This is a genomic window from Spongiactinospora sp. 9N601 (assembly GCF_044326295.1).
GTDB classification, from domain to species: Bacteria; Actinomycetota; Actinomycetes; order Streptosporangiales; family Streptosporangiaceae; genus Spongiactinospora; species Spongiactinospora gelatinilytica.
The window spans coordinates 580,774-602,262 of the sequence record NZ_JBIRBB010000001.1; the positions used below are offsets into that span (position 1 = coordinate 580,774).

At 71.2% G+C, this 21,489-nt stretch carries 14 protein-coding genes and 1 tRNA gene; 12 read left to right on the top strand and 3 right to left on the bottom strand.

The features are described 5' to 3' along the window. Window positions 1–35: 35 nt before the first annotated feature. The 3 genes from ACH34R_RS02560 to ACH34R_RS02570 are packed head-to-tail and all read left to right on the top strand — an operon-like array spanning window position 36 to window position 3,561. The gene (locus ACH34R_RS02560) at window positions 36–1,532 is read left to right on the top strand and encodes a sugar ABC transporter ATP-binding protein (protein WP_397559646.1); all 1,497 of its coding nucleotides are present in this window, start codon (window positions 36–38) and stop codon (window positions 1,530–1,532) included. Continuing rightward, on the top strand, window positions 1,529–2,545 hold the full coding sequence (locus ACH34R_RS02565; protein ID WP_397559647.1) for an ABC transporter permease: 1,017 nt from the start codon (window positions 1,529–1,531) through the stop codon (window positions 2,543–2,545). Before ACH34R_RS02560 ends, ACH34R_RS02565 begins: the two co-directional genes overlap by 4 nt. Beyond that, entirely contained in the window at window positions 2,542–3,561 is a 1,020-nt protein-coding gene (locus tag ACH34R_RS02570; RefSeq protein ID WP_397559648.1) for an ABC transporter permease, read from the top strand. Before ACH34R_RS02565 ends, ACH34R_RS02570 begins: the two co-directional genes overlap by 4 nt. On the opposite strand, the gene ACH34R_RS02575 is transcribed toward ACH34R_RS02570, so the two are convergent. Next, on the bottom strand, window positions 3,562–5,265 hold the full coding sequence (locus ACH34R_RS02575) for an AMP-binding protein (protein WP_397559649.1): 1,704 nt from the start codon (window positions 5,263–5,265) through the stop codon (window positions 3,562–3,564). An 80-nt stretch (window positions 5,266–5,345) separates the two neighbouring features. After that, complete coding sequence (locus ACH34R_RS02580) at window positions 5,346–6,413, bottom strand: LacI family DNA-binding transcriptional regulator (RefSeq protein WP_397559650.1); 1,068 nt, start codon at window positions 6,411–6,413, stop codon at window positions 5,346–5,348. A 76-nt stretch (window positions 6,414–6,489) separates the two neighbouring features. Here ACH34R_RS02580 and ACH34R_RS02585 point away from each other — a divergent pair, with 76 nt between their 5' ends. From ACH34R_RS02585 to ACH34R_RS02595, 3 genes are all read left to right on the top strand, one after another. After that, window positions 6,490–6,720 (top strand): hypothetical protein, encoded by a 231-nt coding sequence (locus tag ACH34R_RS02585; protein WP_397559651.1) that lies wholly within the window; start codon window positions 6,490–6,492, stop codon window positions 6,718–6,720. A gap of 81 nt (window positions 6,721–6,801) precedes the next feature. Beyond that, window positions 6,802–6,875: transfer RNA gene (locus tag ACH34R_RS02590), tRNA-Ile, on the top strand. A 696-nt stretch (window positions 6,876–7,571) separates the two neighbouring features. Next, the gene (locus ACH34R_RS02595) at window positions 7,572–11,429 is read left to right on the top strand and encodes a ricin-type beta-trefoil lectin domain protein (RefSeq protein ID WP_397559652.1); all 3,858 of its coding nucleotides are present in this window, start codon (window positions 7,572–7,574) and stop codon (window positions 11,427–11,429) included. 93 nt (window positions 11,430–11,522) lie between these two features. Here the strand turns inward: ACH34R_RS02595 and ACH34R_RS02600 are convergent, their stop codons facing one another. Then, window positions 11,523–12,665: a mandelate racemase/muconate lactonizing enzyme family protein gene (locus ACH34R_RS02600; protein WP_397559653.1), complete on the bottom strand. Its 1,143-nt coding sequence runs from the start codon at window positions 12,663–12,665 to the stop codon at window positions 11,523–11,525. 153 nt (window positions 12,666–12,818) lie between these two features. On the opposite strand from ACH34R_RS02600, the gene ACH34R_RS02605 reads away from it, so the two are divergent. The 6 genes from ACH34R_RS02605 to ACH34R_RS02630 all read left to right on the top strand — a co-directional run bounded on the left by ACH34R_RS02605 (window position 12,819) and on the right by ACH34R_RS02630 (window position 21,486). After that, a complete protein-coding gene (locus tag ACH34R_RS02605) occupies window positions 12,819–13,790 on the top strand; it encodes a LacI family DNA-binding transcriptional regulator (protein WP_397559654.1) in 972 nt (323 codons plus the stop codon). 84 nt (window positions 13,791–13,874) lie between these two features. Then, entirely contained in the window at window positions 13,875–15,236 is a 1,362-nt protein-coding gene (locus ACH34R_RS02610; RefSeq protein WP_397559655.1) for an ABC transporter substrate-binding protein, read from the top strand. After that, a complete protein-coding gene (locus ACH34R_RS02615) occupies window positions 15,233–16,165 on the top strand; it encodes a carbohydrate ABC transporter permease (RefSeq protein ID WP_397559656.1) in 933 nt (310 codons plus the stop codon). Before ACH34R_RS02610 ends, ACH34R_RS02615 begins: the two co-directional genes overlap by 4 nt. Then, on the top strand, window positions 16,162–17,013 hold the full coding sequence (locus ACH34R_RS02620; RefSeq protein WP_397559657.1) for a carbohydrate ABC transporter permease: 852 nt from the start codon (window positions 16,162–16,164) through the stop codon (window positions 17,011–17,013). The genes ACH34R_RS02615 and ACH34R_RS02620 overlap by 4 nt, the downstream gene beginning before the upstream one ends. A gap of 22 nt (window positions 17,014–17,035) precedes the next feature. Continuing rightward, window positions 17,036–19,270, top strand: coding sequence for a hypothetical protein (locus ACH34R_RS02625; RefSeq protein ID WP_397559658.1), 2,235 nt, complete (start codon window positions 17,036–17,038; stop codon window positions 19,268–19,270). Then, on the top strand, window positions 19,267–21,486 hold the full coding sequence (locus ACH34R_RS02630; RefSeq protein ID WP_397559659.1) for an FAD-dependent oxidoreductase: 2,220 nt from the start codon (window positions 19,267–19,269) through the stop codon (window positions 21,484–21,486). Before ACH34R_RS02625 ends, ACH34R_RS02630 begins: the two co-directional genes overlap by 4 nt. The last annotated feature ends 3 nt before the right edge of the window (window positions 21,487–21,489 follow it).

The window sequence follows — 21,489 nt, forward strand, 5'->3', positions numbered from 1 at the left end:
GGCGTGCGGCCCCAGCCCCGCCGGAAGGAGCGCGGATGCCGGAAACGGCGATCGTGCTGCGCGCCCGCGGCGTCAGGAAGACGTACGGGGGCGTGGCGGCACTGCGCGACGCGGATGTGGACATCCGCCGCGGGGAGGTGCACTGCCTCGCCGGGGAGAACGGCTCGGGCAAGTCCACCCTGATCAAGATAGTGAGCGGCGTGGAGCAGCCCGACTCCGGGACCATCACGCTCGACGGCCACGACGTCGGCCGGCTCACCCCCACCCGGGCCGTCGAGCTGGGAATCCAGGTGATCCACCAGGATCTGTCGCTGTTTCCCAACCTGTCGGTCGCCGAGAACATCGCAATGGTCGCCCGGGTGGCGTCGCGGCGGCGGCTGGTCTCCCGCCGCGACGCGATGGCCCTGGCCCGGGCCACCACCGAACGCCTGGGCGTCTCCCTGGAGCTCGGCGAGCGGGTGGAGAACCTGCCGGTCGCCCAGCGCCAGCTCGCGGCCATCTGCCGGGCCTTCGCGCACGACGCCAAGGTCCTGTTCATGGACGAGCCCACCACCGCCCTCACCTGGCGGGAGGTGGACGCGCTGCTGGCCCTGGTGGACACGCTGCGCGCCGAGGGCCTCGCGGTGGTGTTCGTCAGCCACAAGCTGGAGGAGGTCTTCCGGATCTCCGACCGGGTGACCGTGCTGCGCAACGGCGAGGTCGTTCGCGCGAGCGAGGTCAAGGACCTGGACCGGCCCACCCTGGTCAGGGTGATGACCGGCCAGGACGTCACCGAGGACCGCGACGTCACCGACCTGCCCCCCGACGCCCGCCCGGTGCTGGAGACCCGCGGGCTCGGGCGCAGGCACGAGTTCGCCGGCGTGTCGTTCTCGGTGCGGGCCGGCGAGGTGGTCGGGCTGACCGGGCTGCTCGGTTCCGGTCGTACCGAGATCGCCGAGGCGATCTTCGGCATGCGGCCCGCCGACACCGGCGACATCCTCGTGGACGGCGAGCCGGTCCGGGTGCGCTCGGTCCACGACGCGATCCGCGCCGGGATCGCCTACGTGCCCGGCGACCGGCTGACCCAGGGCGTGTTCCTCGGCCAGTCGATCCGCCGCAACCTCATCGCGGGCAGCATCGACCGGCTCGTCTCGCGGTCCGGGCGGCTGCGCGGCGAGGCCGTCCAGCGCACGGTCACCACCGCGGTCGAGTCGCTGCGGATCAAGACCTCCGATGTGACCGCGCCGGTGCGCACCCTGTCCGGCGGCAACCAGCAGCGCGTGGTGCTCGGCAAGTGGCTGGCCCGCTCGCCGCGCGTACTGGTGCTGAACAGCCCCACCGTCGGGGTGGACATCGGCTCCAAGGAAGGGATCCTCCAGGTGCTGCGCGACCGCGCCCGCGCCGGCATGGGGGTGCTCGTCATCTCCGACGACGTGCCCGAACTGGTCGGCGTCTGCCATCGGGTCCTGGTCGTACGGCGGGGCCGGGTGGTCGATGAGATCACCTCGGACCGGATGAGCGTCCAGGCCGTCACGGACGGGCTGACCGGGTGAACGCCCACCGACTCTCCCGGCTGCGCGGGGAGAACAACGAGGGGCTGCTGGCCGGCCTCATCGTTCTCCTCGTGCTGATGATGGGGGTGGTCGAACCCGGATTCCTGGGCCCGGCGACCCTCACCAACGTGGTCAGGTCGCTGCTGGTCGACCTCACCTTCGCGCTCGGCATGCTGGTGGTCATCGTCTCGGGCGGCATCGACGTCTCGTTCACCGCCATCGCGATCTTCAGCGGCTACGGCGTCATCGTGCTCATGAACGACCTCGGCGCGGACGGGACCGTCTGGCCGTTCGCGCTCGCCGCGCTGGCCGGGGCGGTGCTCGGCGGGCTCAACGCGGCCATGGTCGCCGGATTCCGGCTGCCGACGCTGATCGTCACCCTGGGCACACAGGGCATCGTGCGGGGTGCGCTGATCGCGTTCGTCGGCTCCCAGTACCTCTCCAATCTGCCCACCGGGCTGGAGACGCTGGCCCGCTCGGACCTGTTCGCCGTCACCACCGGCGGCGGCACCGCCCGGATGACCCTCCTCGCGCTGCCGGTGGCGGTGCTGTGCGTCCTGGTCGCGCTGCTGCTGCGAAGCACCATGCTGGGCCGGTCGATCTACGCGATCGGCGGCGACGTGGAGTCCGCCCGCCGGGTGGGGATCAGGGTCGGGCGCGTCCAGACGTTCGTCTACCTGTTCGCCGGGGCGCTGGCGGGGTTCGGCGGGCTCATGCACGTGACGCTGAGCCGCCAGGCCAACCCCTACGACCTGGTCGGCGGCGAGCTGGACGTGATCGCGGCCGTCGTGATCGGCGGCGCGTCGATCTTCGGCGGGCGGGGCTCGGTCCTCGGGACCGTGCTCGGCGTCACGCTCATCGCCGTGATCAACAACTCCCTCATCCTGCTCGGCGTGCCGAGCGCCTGGCAGCGCCTCGCGGTCGGCCTGCTCGTCCTTCTGGGCGTCGGCCTACAGGCTCTTGGCCAGGGCAGACGCAAATCCACCCCGATCCTCGCGGAGGTGCGGTCATGACGGGCGTTCGGACCGTGGCGGGGGTCGCCCTGCGCAACGCGCACGTGACACGGCTGGTGGCGCTCACGCTGCTGCTCGTCGTGGTGTTCTCGGCGCTCGCGCCGACGGTGTTCCCGACGACGCTGAACTTCCAGTCGATCGCCTACTCGGTGCCGGAGATCGGGCTGCTCGCGCTGGCGATGGCGCTCACCATGATCACCGGCGGTATCGACCTGTCCGTGGTGGCCACCGCGAACCTCGCCGCGCTCACCACCGCCGGGCTCTACATCGCGGCCGGCGGCGAGACGGCGACCAGCCCGCTGCTGCTGGTGGCGTTCTGCGCGGCGGCGCTGCTGGTCGGGATGGCCTGCGGCGCGGTGAACGGCCTGCTGGTCTCCCGGGTGCGGGTCTCCCCCATCCTGGCCACGCTGGCCACCATGCAGATCTTCAACGGCATCGCGATCCTGTGGACCGACGGCGAGGCGCAGTACGGCTTCCCCGGCACGTTCCTGTGGCTCGGTGACGCGACGATCGCGTACGTGCCGGTGGCATTCCTGATCTTCATCGGGGCGGCGCTGCTCATCTGGCACATCGTCTCGCGTACCGGCCTTGGCACCAGGATCGTCCTGGTGGGCGCGAACCCGGTCGCGGCCAGGTACTCCGGCGTGGACGAGCGCGGCGTGCTGATGCGGACCTACCTGATCAGCGGGCTGCTCGCCGGGATCGCCGGCATCGTGATCGCGGCCAAGTCCACCAGCGCCAGCCCCGACTACGGCGGCTCGTACGTGCTGCTCGCCATCGTGATCGCGGTACTCGGCGGCACCGACCCGTTCGGCGGGCGCGGCTCGGTGGCCGGGGTCGTGCTGGCCGCGATCGCCTTGCAGGTGCTGGCCAGCGGGTTCAACATCATGCGGCTCAGCCCGTTCCTCTACCAGATCGCCCAGGGCCTGATCCTGCTGGTCGTGATGGTCGTGGAACTGCGCCGTGGACGGCTCCTGGAACGCCTGCGCGGCCTCCTCACCGGAAGACCGGGGTGATCATCGGCCGCCCGCGCGGAGTTCGGGAAACTCGTCGTCGCGCCACTCGTGCGCCCCGGGCGCGGCGGCGGCCCCCTGTTCCCTGGCCCGCAGCTCGACACGGCGGATCTTGCCCGAGGTCGTCTTGGGCAGGTCGCCGAACTCCAGGCGGCGGATCCGCTGGTAGGGCGCGAGCCGTTCGCGGGCGTGCCGGAAGATCGCCAGCGCGGTGTCCCTGCCCGGCTCCCAGCCGGCCGCCGGGGTGATGTACGCCTTGGGCACCGCCAGCCGGATCGCGTCGGGCGCGGGCACCACGGCGGCCTCGGCGACCGCCGGATGCTCGATCAGCGCGCTTTCCAGCTCGAACGGGCTGATCCGGTAGTCCGACGCCTTGAACATGTCATCGGCCCGGCCCAGGAAGGTGATGTAGCCGTCGGCGTCGCGGACGGCGATGTCGCCGGTGTGGTACCGGCCGTCGGACGCGCCCGGCGTGACCGGCCCCTCGTCGGCGAGGTAGGCGGCCATCAGGTTGCGCGGCCCGGCGGCGAGGTCCAGGCACACCTCGCCCTCATCGCCCGGCAGCCCGGTGGCCGCGTCGATCAGCTCGACGCCGACGCCGGGCATCGGCAGCCCCATGGACCCGGGCCGCACCGGCACGCCCGGCGAGTTGCCGACCAGCAGCGTGGTCTCGGTCTGGCCGTACCCGTCGCGGACGGTCAGCCCCCACGCCCGCTCGATCTGCGCGATGACCTCGGCGTTCAGCGGCTCGCCCGCGGCGGTGGCCTCGCGCAGCGCGCCCGGACCTCCGGACAGGTCGGCCTGCACCAGCATCCGCCACACCGTGGGCGGGGCGCAGAACGTCGTCACGCCCGCCGCGCGGACGCGGTCGAGCAGCGCCGCGGCGTCGAAGCGCGCGTGGTTGACGACGAAGACCGTGGCCTCGGCGTTCCACGGGCCGAACAGGCAACTGTAGGCGTGCTTGGCCCAGCCGGGCGAGCTGATGTTCAGGTGGACGTCGCCGGGGCGCACGCCGAGCCAGTACATCGTCGTCAGGTGCCCCACCGGATAGGACACCTGGGTGTGCACCACCAGCTTGGGACGGGAGGTGGTCCCGGAGGTGAAGTAGTACAGCAGCGGGTCGCCGGGCGCGGTCCTGGCGGTGAAGCGGCGCGGGCTCACGGTGTACGCCTCGCGGTAGGGCAGCCACCCCGGTGCGTCCTTCTCCCCGGTGAGGATCCGGGTGTACTCCCCCGGCACCCGCTCGAACGTGGCCGTGTCGGCCGCCCTGGCGATCACGAAGCGCGCGCCGCCGCGGGCCACCCGGTCGGCGAGGTCGGCCGGACCGGCGGCGGTGGCGGTCGGCATCACGATCCCGCCGAGCTTCATGACGGCCAGCGTGGTCTCCCACAGCTCGACCTGGTTGCCCAGCATGACGATGACCGGGTCGCCCTGCCGTACTCCGGCGTCCGAAAGCCAGGTCGCCACCTGGTCCGAACGCCGGGCCAGCTCATCGAAGGACAGCCTGGTCTCGCTGCCGTCCTCCGCCACGATCCACAGGGCGGTGGCGGGATTGCCCCGGGCGATCTCGTCGAACCAGTCGGTGGCCCAGTTGAACACCGGGCCGAACTCCGGCCAGTGGAACTCCCGGGCGGCGGCCGCACGGTCGTGCGAGAACCGGAGCAGTGCGTCGCGGGCGGCGCGGAACGAATCTGCGGAACCGGGCACGGTTGGCGCTCCTCAGCGGTAGGCGATGGGGCGTGACCGAGGGCGATTGTGCCCGCCCTGCGCCCGCGCCACGCGCGGGCTCATTGGCCGGATGGCGGCGCGGTCGAGCGGCGGACGACGAGTTCGTGCGGGACGATCGTGCGGCCGGGCGGCGCGGGGTCGGCGGCGAGCAGCAGCCGGCCGGCCAGTTCGCCGGTCTCGGGACCGCGCTGCCGTACGGTGGTCAGCCCGGCCTCCTCGGCTCCGCTGTCGGAGAACCCGACGATCGACAGGTCCGCCGGGACGCGCAGGCCGAGATCAGCCGCCGCGTCCATCGCGCCGAGCGCCAGGATGTCGGTGTTGGCCAGCAGCGCGGTGGGCCGCGGCGCGAGGCGCAGCACCTCGCGGGCCGCCTGCCTGGCCTGCTCGCGCAGGTTGCGCGGCACCTCGTAGATCGGCACCCGGTCCCAGTTCAGCCCGGCCTCCTCGGCCGCCGCGCGGTATCCCAGGATGCGGGTGCGCATGGCCTGGAAGATCGCGCCGTCCCGGCGTTCCGGGCCGCACCAGCCGCCGGCGCCGTCGTGGTACAGGCCGGTGACGATCGCGGCGATCCGGCGGTGGCCGAGGTCCAGCAGGTGGCGCGCGGCCTGCGTGCCCGCCGTGCGCTCGTCGATCCCGATGAACGGATGACCGGGAAGGTAGGGCTCGTCCACGACCACGACCGGCAGCCTGCGGCGGGTCACCTCCACCACGGCCGGATGCCCGTCGGGCAGCGAGAACATGCAGAACCCGTCCACCACGGCGTCGCGCACGGTCGCGGCCCGGCTGCCGCCGCCGCCCTGCAACGGCAGCAGCAACAGCCCCACCCCGGCGTCCTCGACGGCCCCGGTGAGCCCCCTGATGAAGTCGATGGCGTAGGGGTCGGCGAAGGCGTAGGACAGCGTCTCGGTGAACAACAGCCCGAGGGCGCCCGCCCGGCCGAGCCGCAGCGACCGCGCGGCGGCGTCCGGCCCGGCGTACCCCAGCTCGGCCGCCACCCGCAGGATCTCCCTGCGCAGCGCGTCGCTGAGCTGGTCGGGCCGGGAGAAGGCGTAGGACACGGTCGCCCGCGAGACGCCGACCTGGTCGGCGATCGTCTGCAGGGTCACCTTGTTGCCACGCGCCGCCATGCTCCCAACGTAGCGGCCCGCCCCTTGCCGCAACGCCCTTAATCGATTAAGCTCTTAATCGATTAAGGAGGCCGCCATGGACCCGCTCCAGGTGATCGCCCACGAAGCCGCCATGCGGCACCGCTCCCGTCTCCACTCGGCCCTCCCCGACGCCCCCGTCGTCCCGGACCGCCCCCGCCCCCGCCCGCGCATCCCGAAAACCCGAGCCCGCCTCGCCGCCACCCTCCGCGCCGCCGCCACCAAACTCGACCCCGACACCCACCCCCGCCGCCCCACCCCCGGCTTGCAGCCGCGGCCGAATCGGTGAATCCTATGCTGTGCACCAGGTGTGTTCACATGGTACGTTCACACAGGTTTGCCGAAGCCGCAGATCATTCCGCGCCTTCGGGGGGCGGTAGCTCAGCTGGTCAGAGCATCGGACTCATAATCCGTGGGTCGTGGGTTCAAGTCCCACCCGCCCTACTCTGCAACACCGCGCTCAACCTGGTGTTCCCTTGATTCCGCCAGATCCGTGAGTCGGCGTTGATCGAGATGGGAGACCGAAGGGAGACCTGCGGTTTCGGACGCCTCCCCCACGGCGACCTTCCGCGGCACCAGAGCGACGCTCGCGTCAGTGCTTGGCGTGCCGCTGACCGGTGCGGAAGAGGTGCTTGGGTGCCTCCGGGTAAACGCTGGTGCAGGGGTCGCAGATAAAGGTAGACGAGACGTGTTCTACTGAGGAGCGCTGTGGCGTAGAACCGTTTCCACGCTTTCAGGGACTGACACCTGGAGATGGCCGGTGAATCGGCCGAGACCGCCGCCGGCGCGCCGGTGTTCTCGGCCCCCTACCGGCAGATCCCGGCGGTCGCGGAGCGAGCGCCGGGCGGGCCGCCTCCTCCTGCGTGAGCGGCATCCTTGGTCCGGGGCCCCTGCGGGGGGCGTAAACGCATGGGCATTACGAGCATTTGACGGAATTCCGCATATTAATTGTCGCGGGGAATGGCCGCGCTCCGCACGGCTGCCTTCTCTGTGAATTCGCCGACTGTCGTACTAGGCTGTGGCCGCACTAATTCCAGTGCATTTCGAAGGCTTAGCTAGAACAGGATGTCAATGATTCGCATTCTGCGACGGGTGATATACGGAACGTCAGTAAGGCCGTTACCCGCCCGGACCATATCGGTGCTGTCACGGGCCACGGCCCTGGCCGCGCTCACCACCGCGCTCCTCGCCGAAGGCGTGGCCGCAGCCGAGGCGGCCCCCGAACCCTCGCAACCCTCGGCCACGCCGACCGCCTCTCCCACCCAGGAGCACGGTCCGCCCGGCAAGGACAAGGAGATCGCCGGCAAGCCGATCCCGAACAGCTACATCGTGCGGTTCGCCGACCGGCCGGCGCTGCGGGGCGAGGACCGGATCACCAAGGCGGCCCGCGACCTGACCGATCGGGTCGGGGGGCGGCTCAAGGACGTGTACACGACGGCGCTGCACGGGTTCTCCGCGCAGTTGTCGCCGGAGCAGGCGGCGGCGATGGCCAAGGACCCACTGGTGGCCTCGGTCCGCAAGGACGTCGTCCTGGTGGTGCCGTCCCCGCCGATGAAGCCGGAGAAGGACGCGGCGTCACGGCCGCGGTCCACGCCCAGCGGCGCGCCGCAGGCACAGTCCAGGCAGAACGACCCGCAGTGGGCGCTGGACCGCATCGACCAGGTCGGGCAGTCGCTGAGCGGGACCTTCGACTACACGGACGCGTCGGGCACCGGCATCTACATCATGGACACCGGGGTGCGGGCCACGCACCAGGAGTTCGGCGGGCGGGTGACGAGTGGCCCGCCGGGGACCGACCACGGCGACTGCTCGGGCCACGGCACGGCGGTGGCGGGCGTGGCCGCCGGCAGCACCTGGGGCGTGGCCAAGAACGCCAAGGTGCACCCGGTGCGGGTGGTCGGCAGTTGTGAGGCGCACGGCGACTCGGCCAATGCGCTGAAGGCCATCGACTGGATCACGCGCAGCGCGCAGCGCCCGGCCGTGGTCAACATAAGCTGGACCACCGGGACGGCCATCCAGCCGGACCTGGAGGAGGCGATCCGCAACTCCAGCAAGTCCGGGATCACGTACGTGATCGCCGCGGGCAACTCCAGCGAAGACGCGTGCGACCTGTCGCCGCAACGGGTCCCCGAGGCGATCACGGTCAGCGGCACCGACCGCAACGACAACCGGGCCGGCTACAGCTACGGCAAGTGCATCGACCTCTTCGCGCCCGGCGCGGACATCACCACGTCGGACTGGAAGAGCGACGCCGCTCTCACCACCACCGGGGGCACCTCGCTGGCGGCGCCGCTGGTGAGCGGTGCCGCCGCGGCCTACCTGTCGGCGCACCCGAAGGCGACCCCGCAGCAGGTCACCGACGCCTTGGCCGAGTGCGCGAGCACCGACGTGGTCGGGGACGCGGGTGCGGGATCGCCGAACCGCCTGCTCAGCACGGCCTGCGGGCCGATCCGGATCACCAACCCGGGGCGCCAGCTCACGATCACGGGTCGTGCGGTGACGATCTCCAAGATCAAGGCGACCGGCGCCGGCGGCCTGCGGTACAGCGCGACCGGGCTGCCCGCCGGGACGTCCATCGATGCCGCGACCGGGGTCATCTCGGGCACGCCGGCCGCGGCCGGCGCCAGCACGGTCGAGGTCGTCGCCACCGACGGCACCGCGTCGGCGGCGGCGAGCTTCGTCTGGGAGGTCGTCCACGGGTACGGCGGGATCACCGGCCTCAACGACCTGTGCATCGACAACCAGTCCTCGCTCACGACCGAGGGCAACAAGATCCAGCTATGGGGCTGCGGCCACAACTGGGTCGCCCGGGGCAACGGGAACATCGTGTTCTGGAACGGCGCGACGGCGAACCACTGCCTGACCGCCTCGGACAACACCTCCGCCGACGGCCGGCTCATCGTGCTGTCCGCGTGCAAGGGCGCCGCCACGCAGGTCTGGCGGCCGGAGAGCGACGGAACCCTGCGTAACCCCGCGACCGGCGACTGCCTGTCCGCACCCGCCGGCCACTGGGGGACCCAGCTCACCCTCGCCCCCTGCGACGGCGGCGCCGGCCGGCGCTGGAAGCTGTCGGCAGAGCCGAATCCCTCGCTGACCGCCAAGAACCCCGGCATGCTGGTCACGCGCAAGGGCGATTCGGTCGCGCGGCGGATCTCGGTCACCAACCACGACACCACCCGCGCCGTGACGTACCGCGCCACCGGCCTGCCGACCGGACTGACGATCAACCAGAGCACCGGCCTGATCTCCGGCACCCCCAGCACCGCGCAGTCGGCCGACGTGACACTAACCGCCACCACCGGTGCGGCCACCGTGACGGAGACCTTCGCCTGGCAGGTGGGCGACGGCGCGATCACCGGTGTCAACGGCCTGTGCCTCGACGACCGCGACGATCGCGAGGCCGACGACGCGCCGGTCCAGTTGTGGCCCTGCGGCACGAACGACCGGGGACAACTCTGGACGGTACGCGAGGACGGTCGGCTGCTCGGCATGGGCAGGTGCCTGACGCCGGCCAAGGGCGGCACCGCGGAGAAGACCCCGATCGTGCTGTCCGCGTGCGGCGCGGCCGAGCCGCAGGTCTGGCGGCCACAGGCGGACGGGACGCTGCGCAACCCGGCGTCCGGCCGGTGCCTGGCAGCACCGGCCACCGGTCAGGGCGACCAGCTCCTCCTGGCCGCCTGCACCGCGGCGGCGACCCAGGTGTGGACGCTGCCCACCGCCCCGGACTTCGGCGCTATCGCCAATCCCGGCCGCCAGGACCCGCTTGTCGGCACCGACGTGGACATCAGGACCGCCGGCAGCAAGGCGAACCTCACCTACCGGGCGACCGGACTGCCCCAGGGGCTGTCCATCAACGCCACCACCGGCCGGATCACCGGCAAGGCGGCCACCGTCGGCGAGGGCATGGCGACCGTCACCGCCACGAACGGCACCGGCACCACCGGCCGGGCGTTCTTCAGCTGGAGCGTCCACCACGGTTTGATCACCGGCCCGGACAAGTGGTGCGCCGACGACTGGCTCGGTGCCACCAACAACGGCAACCAGATCGTCGTGTACGAGTGCAACTCGGGCCACACGCAGCGCTGGACGGTCCGCGCCGACGGCATGCTGGAGGTCAGGGGCAAGTGCCTCACGGTGGCCGCGGACGCCACCGGCGACGGATCGCCGATCGTGATCGACGAATGCCGTCGCGCCGTCTCGCAGATCTGGCATCAGAGCAAGGACGGCACGCTGCGCAACCCCGCCTCGGGCCGCTGCCTCAACGCGCCGGAGCTGAAGAGCCGGACGCAGTTCACGCTGGCCGGCTGCACCGGTGCCGCCGCCCAGCAGTGGAAGCTGCCCGTCCCGGGCCCCGACCCGGAGAAACTGGTGGTCAAGGTGCCAGGCGACCAGGTCACGAACGTCGGCAAGCCGGTAAGCATCACCGTCACCGCGACCGGCGGCAGTGGTAAGAGGACGTTCACCGCCGACGGCCTGCCGCCGGGCCTGGCCATCGACGCCGGTTCGGGCACCATCTCCGGCACGCCCACCGCCGCGGGGTTCCACCAGGTGACCGTCAAGACCGTCGACGGCACGGGCGCCGCGACGGCCGGGTTCGATCTGGTGGTGCTCGGCCCGCCGGCCGCGGACACCATCACTCACATGAGCGGAAACTGGTGCGCCGACGACGGGGACAGTGCCGCTCTGTCGGTATGGGACTGCAACCACACCGAGCCCCAGCGGTTCACCGTGGGCTCGGACGGCCAGGTGAAGGGCAGGGGTGGCAGGTGCGTGACCGCCGAGAAGGGCGGCCGGACCCCGGGCACGAAGATCGTGATGGCCACCTGTGACTCCGGCGACGCGTCGAGGCTGTGGCGGCAGCAGGCGAACGGGACCGTGCTCAACACGGCGTCCGGACTGTGCCTGAGCGTTCGCCAGCTCGCCTACCGGGAACCGTTCACGCTCGCGACCTGCGAGTTCACTCCGTACGAGATCTGGTCACTGCCGACCGGGGCCTGACCACCGACCGCCCGCCGGCCACCGGCGGGCGGTCTTCGTCAGCCGAAGTCGGAAGAGCCCATCGCCCCCGCCGAGCACCAGCGCCGCCATTGGTCACCAGTTGGTGAAGGCGCCGTCGCGGGTGCGGAGGTGGGGGCGTTCGGCGGCGGTGGCCTGGTGGTGGCGGGCGGCTGCGCGGTCGAGGGTGATGCCGAGGCCGGGGAGGGTCGGGGGTTCGATACGGCCGGCGGTGATGGCGGGGCGGGCGGTGAAGAGGGCGTCGATGGCGGGTTCGGGGTGGGCCTGGTGTTCCTGGACGGCGGCGTTCGGGGTGGCGAGGTTCAGGTGGAGTGAGGAGGCCGCGGTCACCGGGCCGAGCGGGTTGTGGGTGGCGAGCCTGATGTAGTGGGTCTCGCACATCGCGGCGATCTTCCTGGCCTCGGTGAGGCCGGCCGCGACGCCCACGTCCACGCGGGCGTAGTCGATCAGGTCAGGTTCCACCAGGCGCTGGAACTCCCACTTGGAGCCGAACTGCTCGCCCGCCGCCAGCGGTACCGCCGTGCGGGCCCGGAGCATGCGGTAGGCGTCCAGGCCCTCGCTGCGCAGCGGGTCCTCCACGAAGTACGGCCGGGCGGCCTCGATCTCCCGGCACAGGGTGACCGCCTCCGGCGGGTCAAGCCTGGTGTGCACGTCGAGGATCAGTTCCACCTCCTCGCCCACCGCCTCCCGCATCCGGTGGAACAGCGTGATCCCGGCCCGCATGGCCGCCCGCTGGTCGAGTACGCCGTCCGGTTCGTGCGGTACCGGGAAGCGCAGGTGCCGCCAGCCGTCGGCGACCAGGCCGCGCGCCTTGTCCAGGAACGCTTCCATGTCGTGGTAGTCGTCGCCCAGATGGGTGTACGCCGGTACGTGATCGCGCACCCGCCCGCCGAACAGCTCGTAGACCGGCACGCCGAGGGCCTTGCCGCGGATGTCCCACAGGGCCACGTCCACCGCGGCGATGGCGGCCGACAGGAACCGGTCGGCCGGGAAGAAGCCGCGCCGGAACATCACCTGCCACAGGTGCTCGATCCGGGTCGGGTCCTCGCCGATCAGAAGCTCACCCAGGTGCTCGATGCCCCCGGCCACGGCCTTCTGCCTGGACCGGATGCCGACCTCGCCGAGGCCGTACAGCCCTTCGTCGGTGTCGATGACCAGCAGCATCATGCTGTCGCCGTGATCGGGCAGGGTGAGCAGTTCCCAGCCGGTGATCTTCATCTGACTCCTTTGAAAACGATCCCGCAATCACTCAGCACTGCATCATGGCAGAGCCTCCAAGAGTTTGGGTAGGCCGGTTACAACAGGCTCTTGACGCATTCCGGGAACGTTTGCAACGATCCTCCGTACCAGTGACACGGAAGGACGGACGCGGTGGCGGTAACGATCAAGCAGGTGGCGAGCGCGGCCGGGGTGTCCGTCTCGACGGTCTCCCGCGCGTTCACCGCGCCGGATCAGGTGCAGCCGCAGACCCTCAAGCGCGTCCGTGAGGTGGCGGCCGAGCTGGGCTACTCGCCCAACCCGGCCGCCCGCTCGCTGCGCGGCGGCAGGACGGGCTCGCTCGGGCTGATCATCCCCGACATAGCCAACCCGTTCTTCCCGCCGATCTTCAAGGCGATGCAGGCCCGCGCCCGGCGGCTCGGCTACACCGTGCTGGCCGCCGACACCGACGAGCGGGAGTACGACGAGCTGGAGACCATCGCCGCGGTGTCCAAGCAGGTGGACGGCCTGATCCTGTGGGCCTCCACGCTGCCGGCCGAAAGGCTGCGCGAGCTGGGCGCCGAGATGCCCACCGTCCTGGTCAACCGGCACGTCGAAGGGCTGCCCGAGCTGCGCATCTCGCTGTCGCAGGGGATCGCGCAGGCGGCGGAGCACCTCAAGGCGTACGGGCACACCCGGTGCGTCTTCGTCAACGCCGAACACGGCGAGCACGGCCGCGGCAAGTCCATCAGGCAGGTCTTCGAGGCCCACGACCTGACGCTGACCGAGCTGGGTCCCTACGACCCCGGCTTCGAGACCGGCGTGCACGCGGCGACGCTCGTCGCGGCCGGCGAGGCGACGGCGGTGCTCGCGCACAACGACCTGGTGGCCGTCGGCGTGCTGCACCAGTTCGCCAAGCTCGGCGTGCCGGTGCCCGGCCAGGTGAGCGTGATCGGCATAGACGACACGCTGCTCGCCGCCACCTCCACCCCGTCGCTCACCACGATCAGGATCTCCGCCGACGAGGTCGCCACCCGGGCCGCCGACCTGCTCATCGACACCATCACCGGCAGGGGCGAGGCGCGGTCCGCCGAGATCGGCTCGCGCCTGATCCCCCGAGCCTCCACGGGCCCCGCCCCGGGCTGAGCCCCCTCTTTCCGCGAAACCCCGGTACGGCCACCGCGCCCTACCGCCATCTCGACATGCGCCACCTCCACCACAGGAGTCATCATGAAGCTGACCGCCGGCCTCCTCGGCTGCGCCGTACTCACCGCGGCGCTGGCCGGATGCGGTTCCCCCTCCTCCGGCGGGCCCGAAACCGTCGTGATCCGGGTGCAGGGCATGCCGCCCGCCACGGACAAACCGGGCCTGGAGCAGTTCAAGAAGATGGTGGCGGACTTCGAGCGGCGAAATCCCGGGATCAAGGTGCAGGGCTCGACCACGGTGTTCGACCCGCTCACGTTCTCGGCCAAGCTGGCGGGCGGCAAGGTCGAAGAGGTGATCAAGGTCCCGCTGACCGAGCCGCAGGGCCTCATCGCCAGAAAGCAGGTCAGGCCACTGACCAAGGAGCTGTCGGCGTGGGCCCACTACAAGGAGTTCAACCCGCAGGTGCTGCGCCCGCTCAGCGACGCGGCCGGTGAGGTGTACGGCGTCCCGCAGGCCCCCTTCGCCCAGGGCCTGGTCTACAACCGCGACCTGTTCACCAAGGCCGGGCTCGACCCCGACGAACCACCCACGACGTGGGACGAGGTCCGGGCCGCGGCCAAGGCCATCTCCGCCAAGACCGGCAAGGCGGGCTTCGTCCATGAGTCGAAGAGCAACCAGGGCGGCTGGCAGCTCACCATGCTCGCCTACACGCACGGCGGTGAGGTCCAGCGCGAGGAGGGGGGCAAGCACGTCGCCGCCTTCAACACCACCCCGGTGAAGCAGGCGCTCGGCCTGCTCAAGGAGATGCGCTGGACGGACGACTCCATGGGCGACTCCCAGCTCAACGACCAGAACGACGTGATCAAGCGGTTCGCCGCCGGTGAGATCGGGATGTACATGGGCACGCCGGGCACGTACCGGCTGGCCAAGATGACCTACGGGATGGAGAACACCGACGCGTTCGGCATCGGCCCGCTCCCCCAGGCGGGCGGCAACGCCACGCTGACCGGCGGTGACGTCTACCTGGTGCCCAAGTCGGCGACCGCGGAGAAGGCCGCCGCGGCGGTGAAGTGGCTGCTGTTCGCCTACGCCGAGCCGCAGTACGACCCGGCCGCCGCCGCCCAGCGGGCCAAGGAGCTGGCCGCCGACCCCGAGTCCGCGGTGGGCGTGCCGACGCTGCCGATGTTCGACGCCGCCCAGCAGACCAAGATCGACGAGGCGGTCGAGCCGTACGTGAACGTCAAGCTCGAACACTTCCGCCGCTGGCTGGAAGGCACCCCCGCGCTCACCCTGCGCCCCGAGCCCGCCGTACTGGCCCAGCAGGTGTACTCGGTGCTCGACACCGTCGTCCAGGCGGTGCTCACGAACAAGGACGCCTCGGTGGACGAGCTGCTGGCCAAGGCGGAGGCCGACGTCAACGCCAAGCTCGCGGCGGCCCGGAAGTGAGTGCCGTCCCTACCAGCCCCGCCATCACCGCGAAACCCCTGGAGCGCTCAAGGCGCGCCGCCGGGAAGGGCCGGCAGACGCTGACCGCGCTGGTGTTCCTGATCCCCGCGCTGGTGGTGTTCGGGGTGTTCTCCTGGTGGCCGATCGTCAGGGGCCTGCTGATCGGCTTCCAGGAGACGAACCTGGTCGATCCCGCCACCTGGGTGGGCCTTGCCAACTTCGGCGCGCTGTTCGCCGACCCGCTGCTGGGCAAGGCCGTGGCCAACACGCTGGTGTTCGTCGGCCTGGCGCTGCTCATCGGCTTCCCCGCGCCGCTGGTGCTGGCCGTGGTGCTGTCCACCGTGCGCCGCGGCGCGGGCCTGTTCCGCTTCCTGGTCTACCTGCCCGTGGTGGTACCGCCGGTGGTGGCCATCCTGCTCTGGAAGTGGTTCTACGACCCGGGGCACGGCCTGTTCAACGGGCTGCTCGGCCTGGTCGGGCTGGGGCCCTACCCCTGGCTGGACTCGCCGGACACGGCGATGGTCAGCCTGGTCCTTCAGTCCACCTGGGCGGGCATGGGCGGCGCGGTGCTGATCTACCTGGCCGCGATCGTCGGCGTGCCGTCCGAGCTGTACGAGGCAGCCCAGATGGACGGGGCCTCGATCTGGACGCGCGTGTGGCACATCACCCTGCCCCAGCTTCGCCCGGTGGTCGGCCTGCTGCTGCTCATGCAGCTCATCAACACCATGCAGGTCTTCACCGAACCGTACGTCTTCACCGGCGGCGGCCCGGAGAACGCCACGCTCACCGTGCTGCTGCTGATCTTCAGGTACGCCTTCCAGGACGGCGCGTACGGCCAGGCGGCGGCGCTGTCGTTCCTGCTGGCGGTGGTGCTGGGCCTGCTGTCGGCGGTGTACCTGCGGGCCACCAGGAGCTGGAGCGCGTCATGAGCCTGATCTCCCGCGTCGAGGAGCGCCGCCCGGCCGTCCGGGCCGGGCTGCGCACGATCCAGGCGCTCACGCTGGCCTTCCTGGTGGTGATCGGCCTCGGCCCGATCTACATGACGGTCAAGGGCGCCGTGTCGCCGAGCGCCGACCTGATCGCGAGGCCGCTCGCCCTGTGGCCCGCCGACCCGCGGCCGGAGAACTTCGCCACCGCCTGGGACGACCTCGGCATCGGCCACTACCTCCTCAACACCGTGCAGGTGGTGGGCGGTTCGTGGGCGGTGCAGCTCGTCGTGGCGATCACGGCGGGGTTCGCGCTGTCGGTGCTGCGGCCGTGGTTCGGCAGGTACGTCTACGGCGCGATCCTGGCCACCATGTTCGTGCCCTACACGGTCTCGATGACCAGTCTGTTCCTGACCGTCATCGATCTGGGGCTGGTGGACTCGTACTGGGCGGTCTGGCTGCCGTCCGGGGCGTACGCGTTCAACGTGCTGCTGGCCAAGCGGTTCTTCGACGCGCTGCCCGCCGAGCTGTTCGCCGCGGCCCGGGTGGACGGGGCGAACACCTGGCAGTTGCTGACCAGGATCGTGCTGCCGATGAGCCGGCCGATCCTGGCCGTGATCAGCCTGCTGGCCGTCATGCACAGTTGGAAGGACTTCATCTGGCCGCTCGTGGCCATCACCGACCCGGAGAAGCAGCCGATCAGCGTGGCCCTGGCGAATCTGGCCGAGCAGGCTCCGCAGGACGAGCTGATCGCCGCGATGGCGATGGCGCTCGCGCCTCCGGTGCTGGTCTTCCTGGTGTTCCAGAAGCACATCGTGGCCGGGCTCGGCTTCACCGGCATCAAGGGCTGACATTTCACGAAAGGCACCCCCCATGGCTGAAGTTTCCCGCCGTGTCGCAATCCAGGCGCTTTCCGCCGCCGCCGCCTTCGCCGCCACACCCGCCGCGCCGTCGAGGGCGAGCGGTACGGCGGCCCCGATCTCCATCCAGGCCGACGGCATCACGCTGATCGCCGAGCAGGACGGCTCGATCCTGGTACGCGACGACGCCGACCGCGTCCGGCTCAGCCACTTCATGATCAAGGACACCGTGCTCGGCCAGCAGCGCACCTTCGGCGGCACGCCATCACCGGTCACCGTGGACGGCCGGCCCGCCATTCAGGTCGACTACACGATGTCGGCGGCGGCCCGGCAGGTCAAGGTACGCGGCCTGTTCACCGTCTCGGCCCGCCGGGCGCGGCTGCGCTGGGAGGTGAGCGGCAGCACCACGCTGACGCCCTCCGGTTTCATGTTCGCCAGGACCGTGCTCGCCCCGTCCGCGCCCGAGCGCTACGTACCCGTCACCCGGTGGACCCGCGACCCGCGCGGCGGCGTGCCGTACGAGGTCAACGCGGGCGCGCTCTACCAGGAGACCTGGCCTGGCACCGGCGCGTACTTCCGCCTGGACAAGACCACGCCCGGCTTCACGAACGCCACCTGGATCCACGCCCCGGCCACGACCGGGAACGTGACGGAGGCCGACCTGGTGCTCGGCGCGATGCGCCCGCAGGCCGCTGACGGGATCGCCACCGGAGCCCCGCTGAGCGTGGACGCCTGGTGCGACCGGCCGTTCGGCGTCCACGAGCCGAACGCGCGGATGCGCCTTCGGGCCCAGGTCGTCAACGGCTCGGCCGCCGCGCGCAGAGTACGGCTGACCTGGTCCGTCCGCGACTTCGACGGCAGGACGGCCGGGCGCGGCGCGCTGTCCAGGCGGCTCGCGCCCGGCGCGGTCTGGGACGAGACCTTCACGGTCGCGGGCTCCCCGCAGGGCATCCTGTTCGCCGAGGTCAAGGCCGCCTCCGGCGAGGACGAGGCGTTCGCCAGGACGAACCTCGCCACGCTCAAGCCCTACGAGTACCAGGCGGAGGGCCGGTTCGGCGTCGCGAACTACTTCTGGATGCTGAAGCCGGACAAGGAGTCGGTCGGCGAGCTGATGCGCAAGATCGGCGTGAAGTCGGTGCGCATCTCCTACGACGGCGCGCCCGGCCACTCCCCCGCCGAGCTGGACGCGCTCGGCGTCCCGCACAACGTGCAGCTCGGCGGCGTCGTCTTCGACGGCACGCCGGAGCAGGTCGCCGCCTGGGCCGACGACCGCGCGGCCGTCGCCCGCGCATCCAGGGCCCGGTACTTCGAGGTCGCCAACGAGCTGAACAACCCGTGGATGCAGGGCAAGCGGGTGCCGGAGTACATCCGCGACGGGTTGCGGCCGATCCACGACCGGCTCAAAGGCTCCGGCATCAAGCTGATGAACTGCGGCCTCGGCGGCATGGACACGGTGTGGACCGCGAAGTTCATCGAGGCGGGCGGCTGGGACCTGATCGACGCGTTCGCCTTTCACCCGGGGCGCGGCAACTTCACCCCCGACTACGCGCCGCCGCCAGAGGAGTGGGAACAGGGCGAGAACGGTACGTACTGGAACTTCCTCGGCTCGCTGAAGGAGGCCCGCAGGATCGTCGACGAGCAGGGCGGCGGCAAGGAGCTGTGGCTGACCGAGGCGTACGCCTGCACCCGGCCGAACCGGTGGTGGAACGACGATCACCGGCAGGCGGCGGAGAACGTGCTGCTCACCCTGGCGCTGGCGGTCTCGGAGGGCGTTGACGGGGTGAACTGGTACCAGCCGCACGACAGCACGATCCACCACCCGCAGGAGGCCGACCCGGCCAACCCCGAATATCACTTCGGGCTGCTGAACCGCGATACCAGTGCCAAGGCGGCGCTGCTGGCGTACGCGACGGCCACGCGGACCCTGGAGGGCGCGCGGTTCCTGCGGTGGATGACGTTCCCCGATCCGGAGCTGAAGGGTCTGCTGTTCGACGGGTTCTCGATCCTGTGGAGCCGCAAGGACGGCTACCTGCTGAACGCCGACCACGGCCCCGGCCAGTGGTATCCGCACAAGGAGGCGTGGGCCGACCACTGGCCCACCAAGACCCCGCTGCTGCTGCCCGCCACGGGCGCGGCGGTCCGCGAGGTGGACTGCATCGGCCGCGAGCGCACCCTGCCCGTCCGCAACGGAAAGGTGCGGGTGGTCCTGGACGGTGCGCCGCGCATCTACTACGGATTGAGCGAATGAGACAAGAAACCGTCAATCACGACATCACCGTTGTCGGCGGCGGCCTGGCCGGAGTGTGCGCGGCCATCGCCGCCGCCCGGCTCGGCCGTACCGTGGCGCTGGTCGGCAACCGGCCGGTGCTGGGCGGCAACTCCAGCAGCGAGGTGCGCGTCTGGGTGTGCGGCGCGACCGGCCACGGCAAGAACCACCACGCCCGCGAGGGCGGCATCATGGGCGAACTGCTCGTCGAGAACCAGTACCGCAACCCACTGGGAAACCCCTATTTCTGGGACACCACGGTCCTGGACGCGGTCCGCGCCGAGCCCGGCATCTCGCTCTACCTCAACACCGATGTCCGCCATGTGGACGCCGGGCTTCCCGGCGAGGACGGGATCGCCTCCGTCACCGGCTGGATGATGGGCTCGGAGCGGCTGATCACCTTCGAGTCGGCGATGTTCCTGGACTGCACCGGCGACGGCCTGATCGGCCACCTCGCCGGGGCCCGGTACCGGATCGGCCGCGAGGGCCGGGCCGAGTACGGCGAGCCGTGGGCCCCGGACGAGCCCGACGACATCACCCTCGGCAGCACGCTGCTGTTCTACACCAAGGACGCGGGCGAGCCGGTCCGGTACGTCCCGCCGGGCTTCGCCAAGGACATCACCACCACCTCGATCCCCGAGCGGCGCATCATCAAGGCCGGCGACAACGGCTGCGCGTACTGGTGGATCGAGTTCGGCGGCGAACTGGACACCGTCCACGACAACGACCGCATCAGGGACGAACTGTGGTCGGTCGTCTACGGCATCTGGGACCACATCAAGAACTCCGGCAGGTTCGACGCCGACACGATGACACTGGAGTGGGTGGGCGCGCTGCCGGGCAAGCGGGAGTACCGCCGGCTGCTCGGCGACTACGTGCTCACCCAGCACGACGTACTCGGCCAGACGCCGTTCGAGGACCGGGTGGCGTTCGGCGGCTGGTCGATCGACCTGCATCCGCCGCAGGGCATGTACGCGACCGAGGCAGGGGCCAAGCAGCGCTACGCCGACGGCGTTTACCACGTCCCCTACCGCTCGCTCTACTCGGTCAACGTCCCCAACCTGCTGATGGCCGGGCGCAACATCTCCGCCTCCCACGTGGCCTTCGGCTCGACCAGGGTGATGGCCACCTGCGCCACGATCGGCCAGGCCGCGGGCACCGCCGCCGCGCTGTGCGCCGAGCGCGGCACCCGCCCGCGCGACCTTCCGGCCGCCGACCTGCAACGGACGCTGCTGCGCGAGGACGCCTCCATCGTCGGCCTGCGGCTCGACGACCCGGCCGACCTGGCGGGCGCGGCCACGGCGTCGGCGTCCGGCACGCTGACCCGCCTGGTAGTGGACGATCCGGCGGACCTGTGGCCGCTCGACGCGGACGCGGGTCTGGTACTGCCCGCCGACCCGGCCCTCGGCGGGCTGCGGCTGCTGCTGGACGCTGGTGGTGACACCGCCCTGACCGTGGAACTGCACGACCCCGTGCTCGGGCAGAACTACGTACCGCGCGAACTGGTCGCCACCAGCGCGATCCCGCTGACGGCGGGCGAGAAGCAGTGGGTGGACCTGGGCCTGGACTGGCGGCCGGACACCCCGCGCAACGCCTTCCTGGTCCTCAAGGCGAACCCGCTGGTCCGGCTGCACGTCGCCGACCGGCCAGCGCCCGGCGTCCTGTGCTTCACCAGGGTGCCGCTGCGCCCGCAGGACGAACGTCCCCAGCCGCTGCGCGAGTGGACGGACGCCGGGCTGTTGCGCCGGACGTTCTGCCTGGAGACGGGCGACACGGAGGCGTTCGCGCCGGGCAAGGCGCTGGACGGCTACCAGCGTCCGTACGCCGGGCCGCACATGTGGGTCTCCGGCACGCTGCCCGCCGCGCTGGAGCTGGCCTGGGCGGAGCCGGTGACGATCGGGCGGATCGAGGTGATCGCCGACGACGACGTCAACGAGGACCTGATCAACCTGCACCACCACCGCACGCCGTTCGAGGTGCTGCCGACGCTGCTGCGCGACTATCGGGTCGAGGTACGGCGAGGCGGTTCCTGGCACGCGGTCGCCGGGACGCGGGAGAACCGGCGGCGGCGCAACGTGCACGTTCTGCCCGCGCCGGTGCGGGCCGACGCGCTGCGCGTGGTGGTCGAGGCCACCAACGGCGCGCCCTCGGCGCACGTGGTGGCGGTCCGCGCGTACGCTCCCCAGGACGGAAGGTGAGCG

What these genes read in the sequence shown, in the direction of transcription:
- ACH34R_RS02560 (WP_397559646.1), top strand. Translation starts at nt 36, where the DNA reads ATGCCGGAAACGGCGATCGTGCTGCGCGCCCGCGGCGTCAGGAAGACG.
- ACH34R_RS02570 (WP_397559648.1), top strand. Translation starts at nt 2,542, where the DNA reads ATGACGGGCGTTCGGACCGTGGCGGGGGTCGCCCTGCGCAACGCGCAC.
- ACH34R_RS02580 (WP_397559650.1), bottom strand. Translation starts at nt 6,413, where the DNA reads ATGGCGGCGCGTGGCAACAAGGTGACCCTGCAGACGATCGCCGACCAG.
- ACH34R_RS02585 (WP_397559651.1), top strand. Translation starts at nt 6,490, where the DNA reads ATGGACCCGCTCCAGGTGATCGCCCACGAAGCCGCCATGCGGCACCGC.
- ACH34R_RS02600 (WP_397559653.1), bottom strand. Translation starts at nt 12,665, where the DNA reads ATGAAGATCACCGGCTGGGAACTGCTCACCCTGCCCGATCACGGCGAC.
- ACH34R_RS02610 (WP_397559655.1), top strand. Translation starts at nt 13,875, where the DNA reads ATGAAGCTGACCGCCGGCCTCCTCGGCTGCGCCGTACTCACCGCGGCG.
- ACH34R_RS02620 (WP_397559657.1), top strand. Translation starts at nt 16,162, where the DNA reads ATGAGCCTGATCTCCCGCGTCGAGGAGCGCCGCCCGGCCGTCCGGGCC.
- ACH34R_RS02625 (WP_397559658.1), top strand. Translation starts at nt 17,036, where the DNA reads ATGGCTGAAGTTTCCCGCCGTGTCGCAATCCAGGCGCTTTCCGCCGCC.
- ACH34R_RS02630 (WP_397559659.1), top strand. Translation starts at nt 19,267, where the DNA reads ATGAGACAAGAAACCGTCAATCACGACATCACCGTTGTCGGCGGCGGC.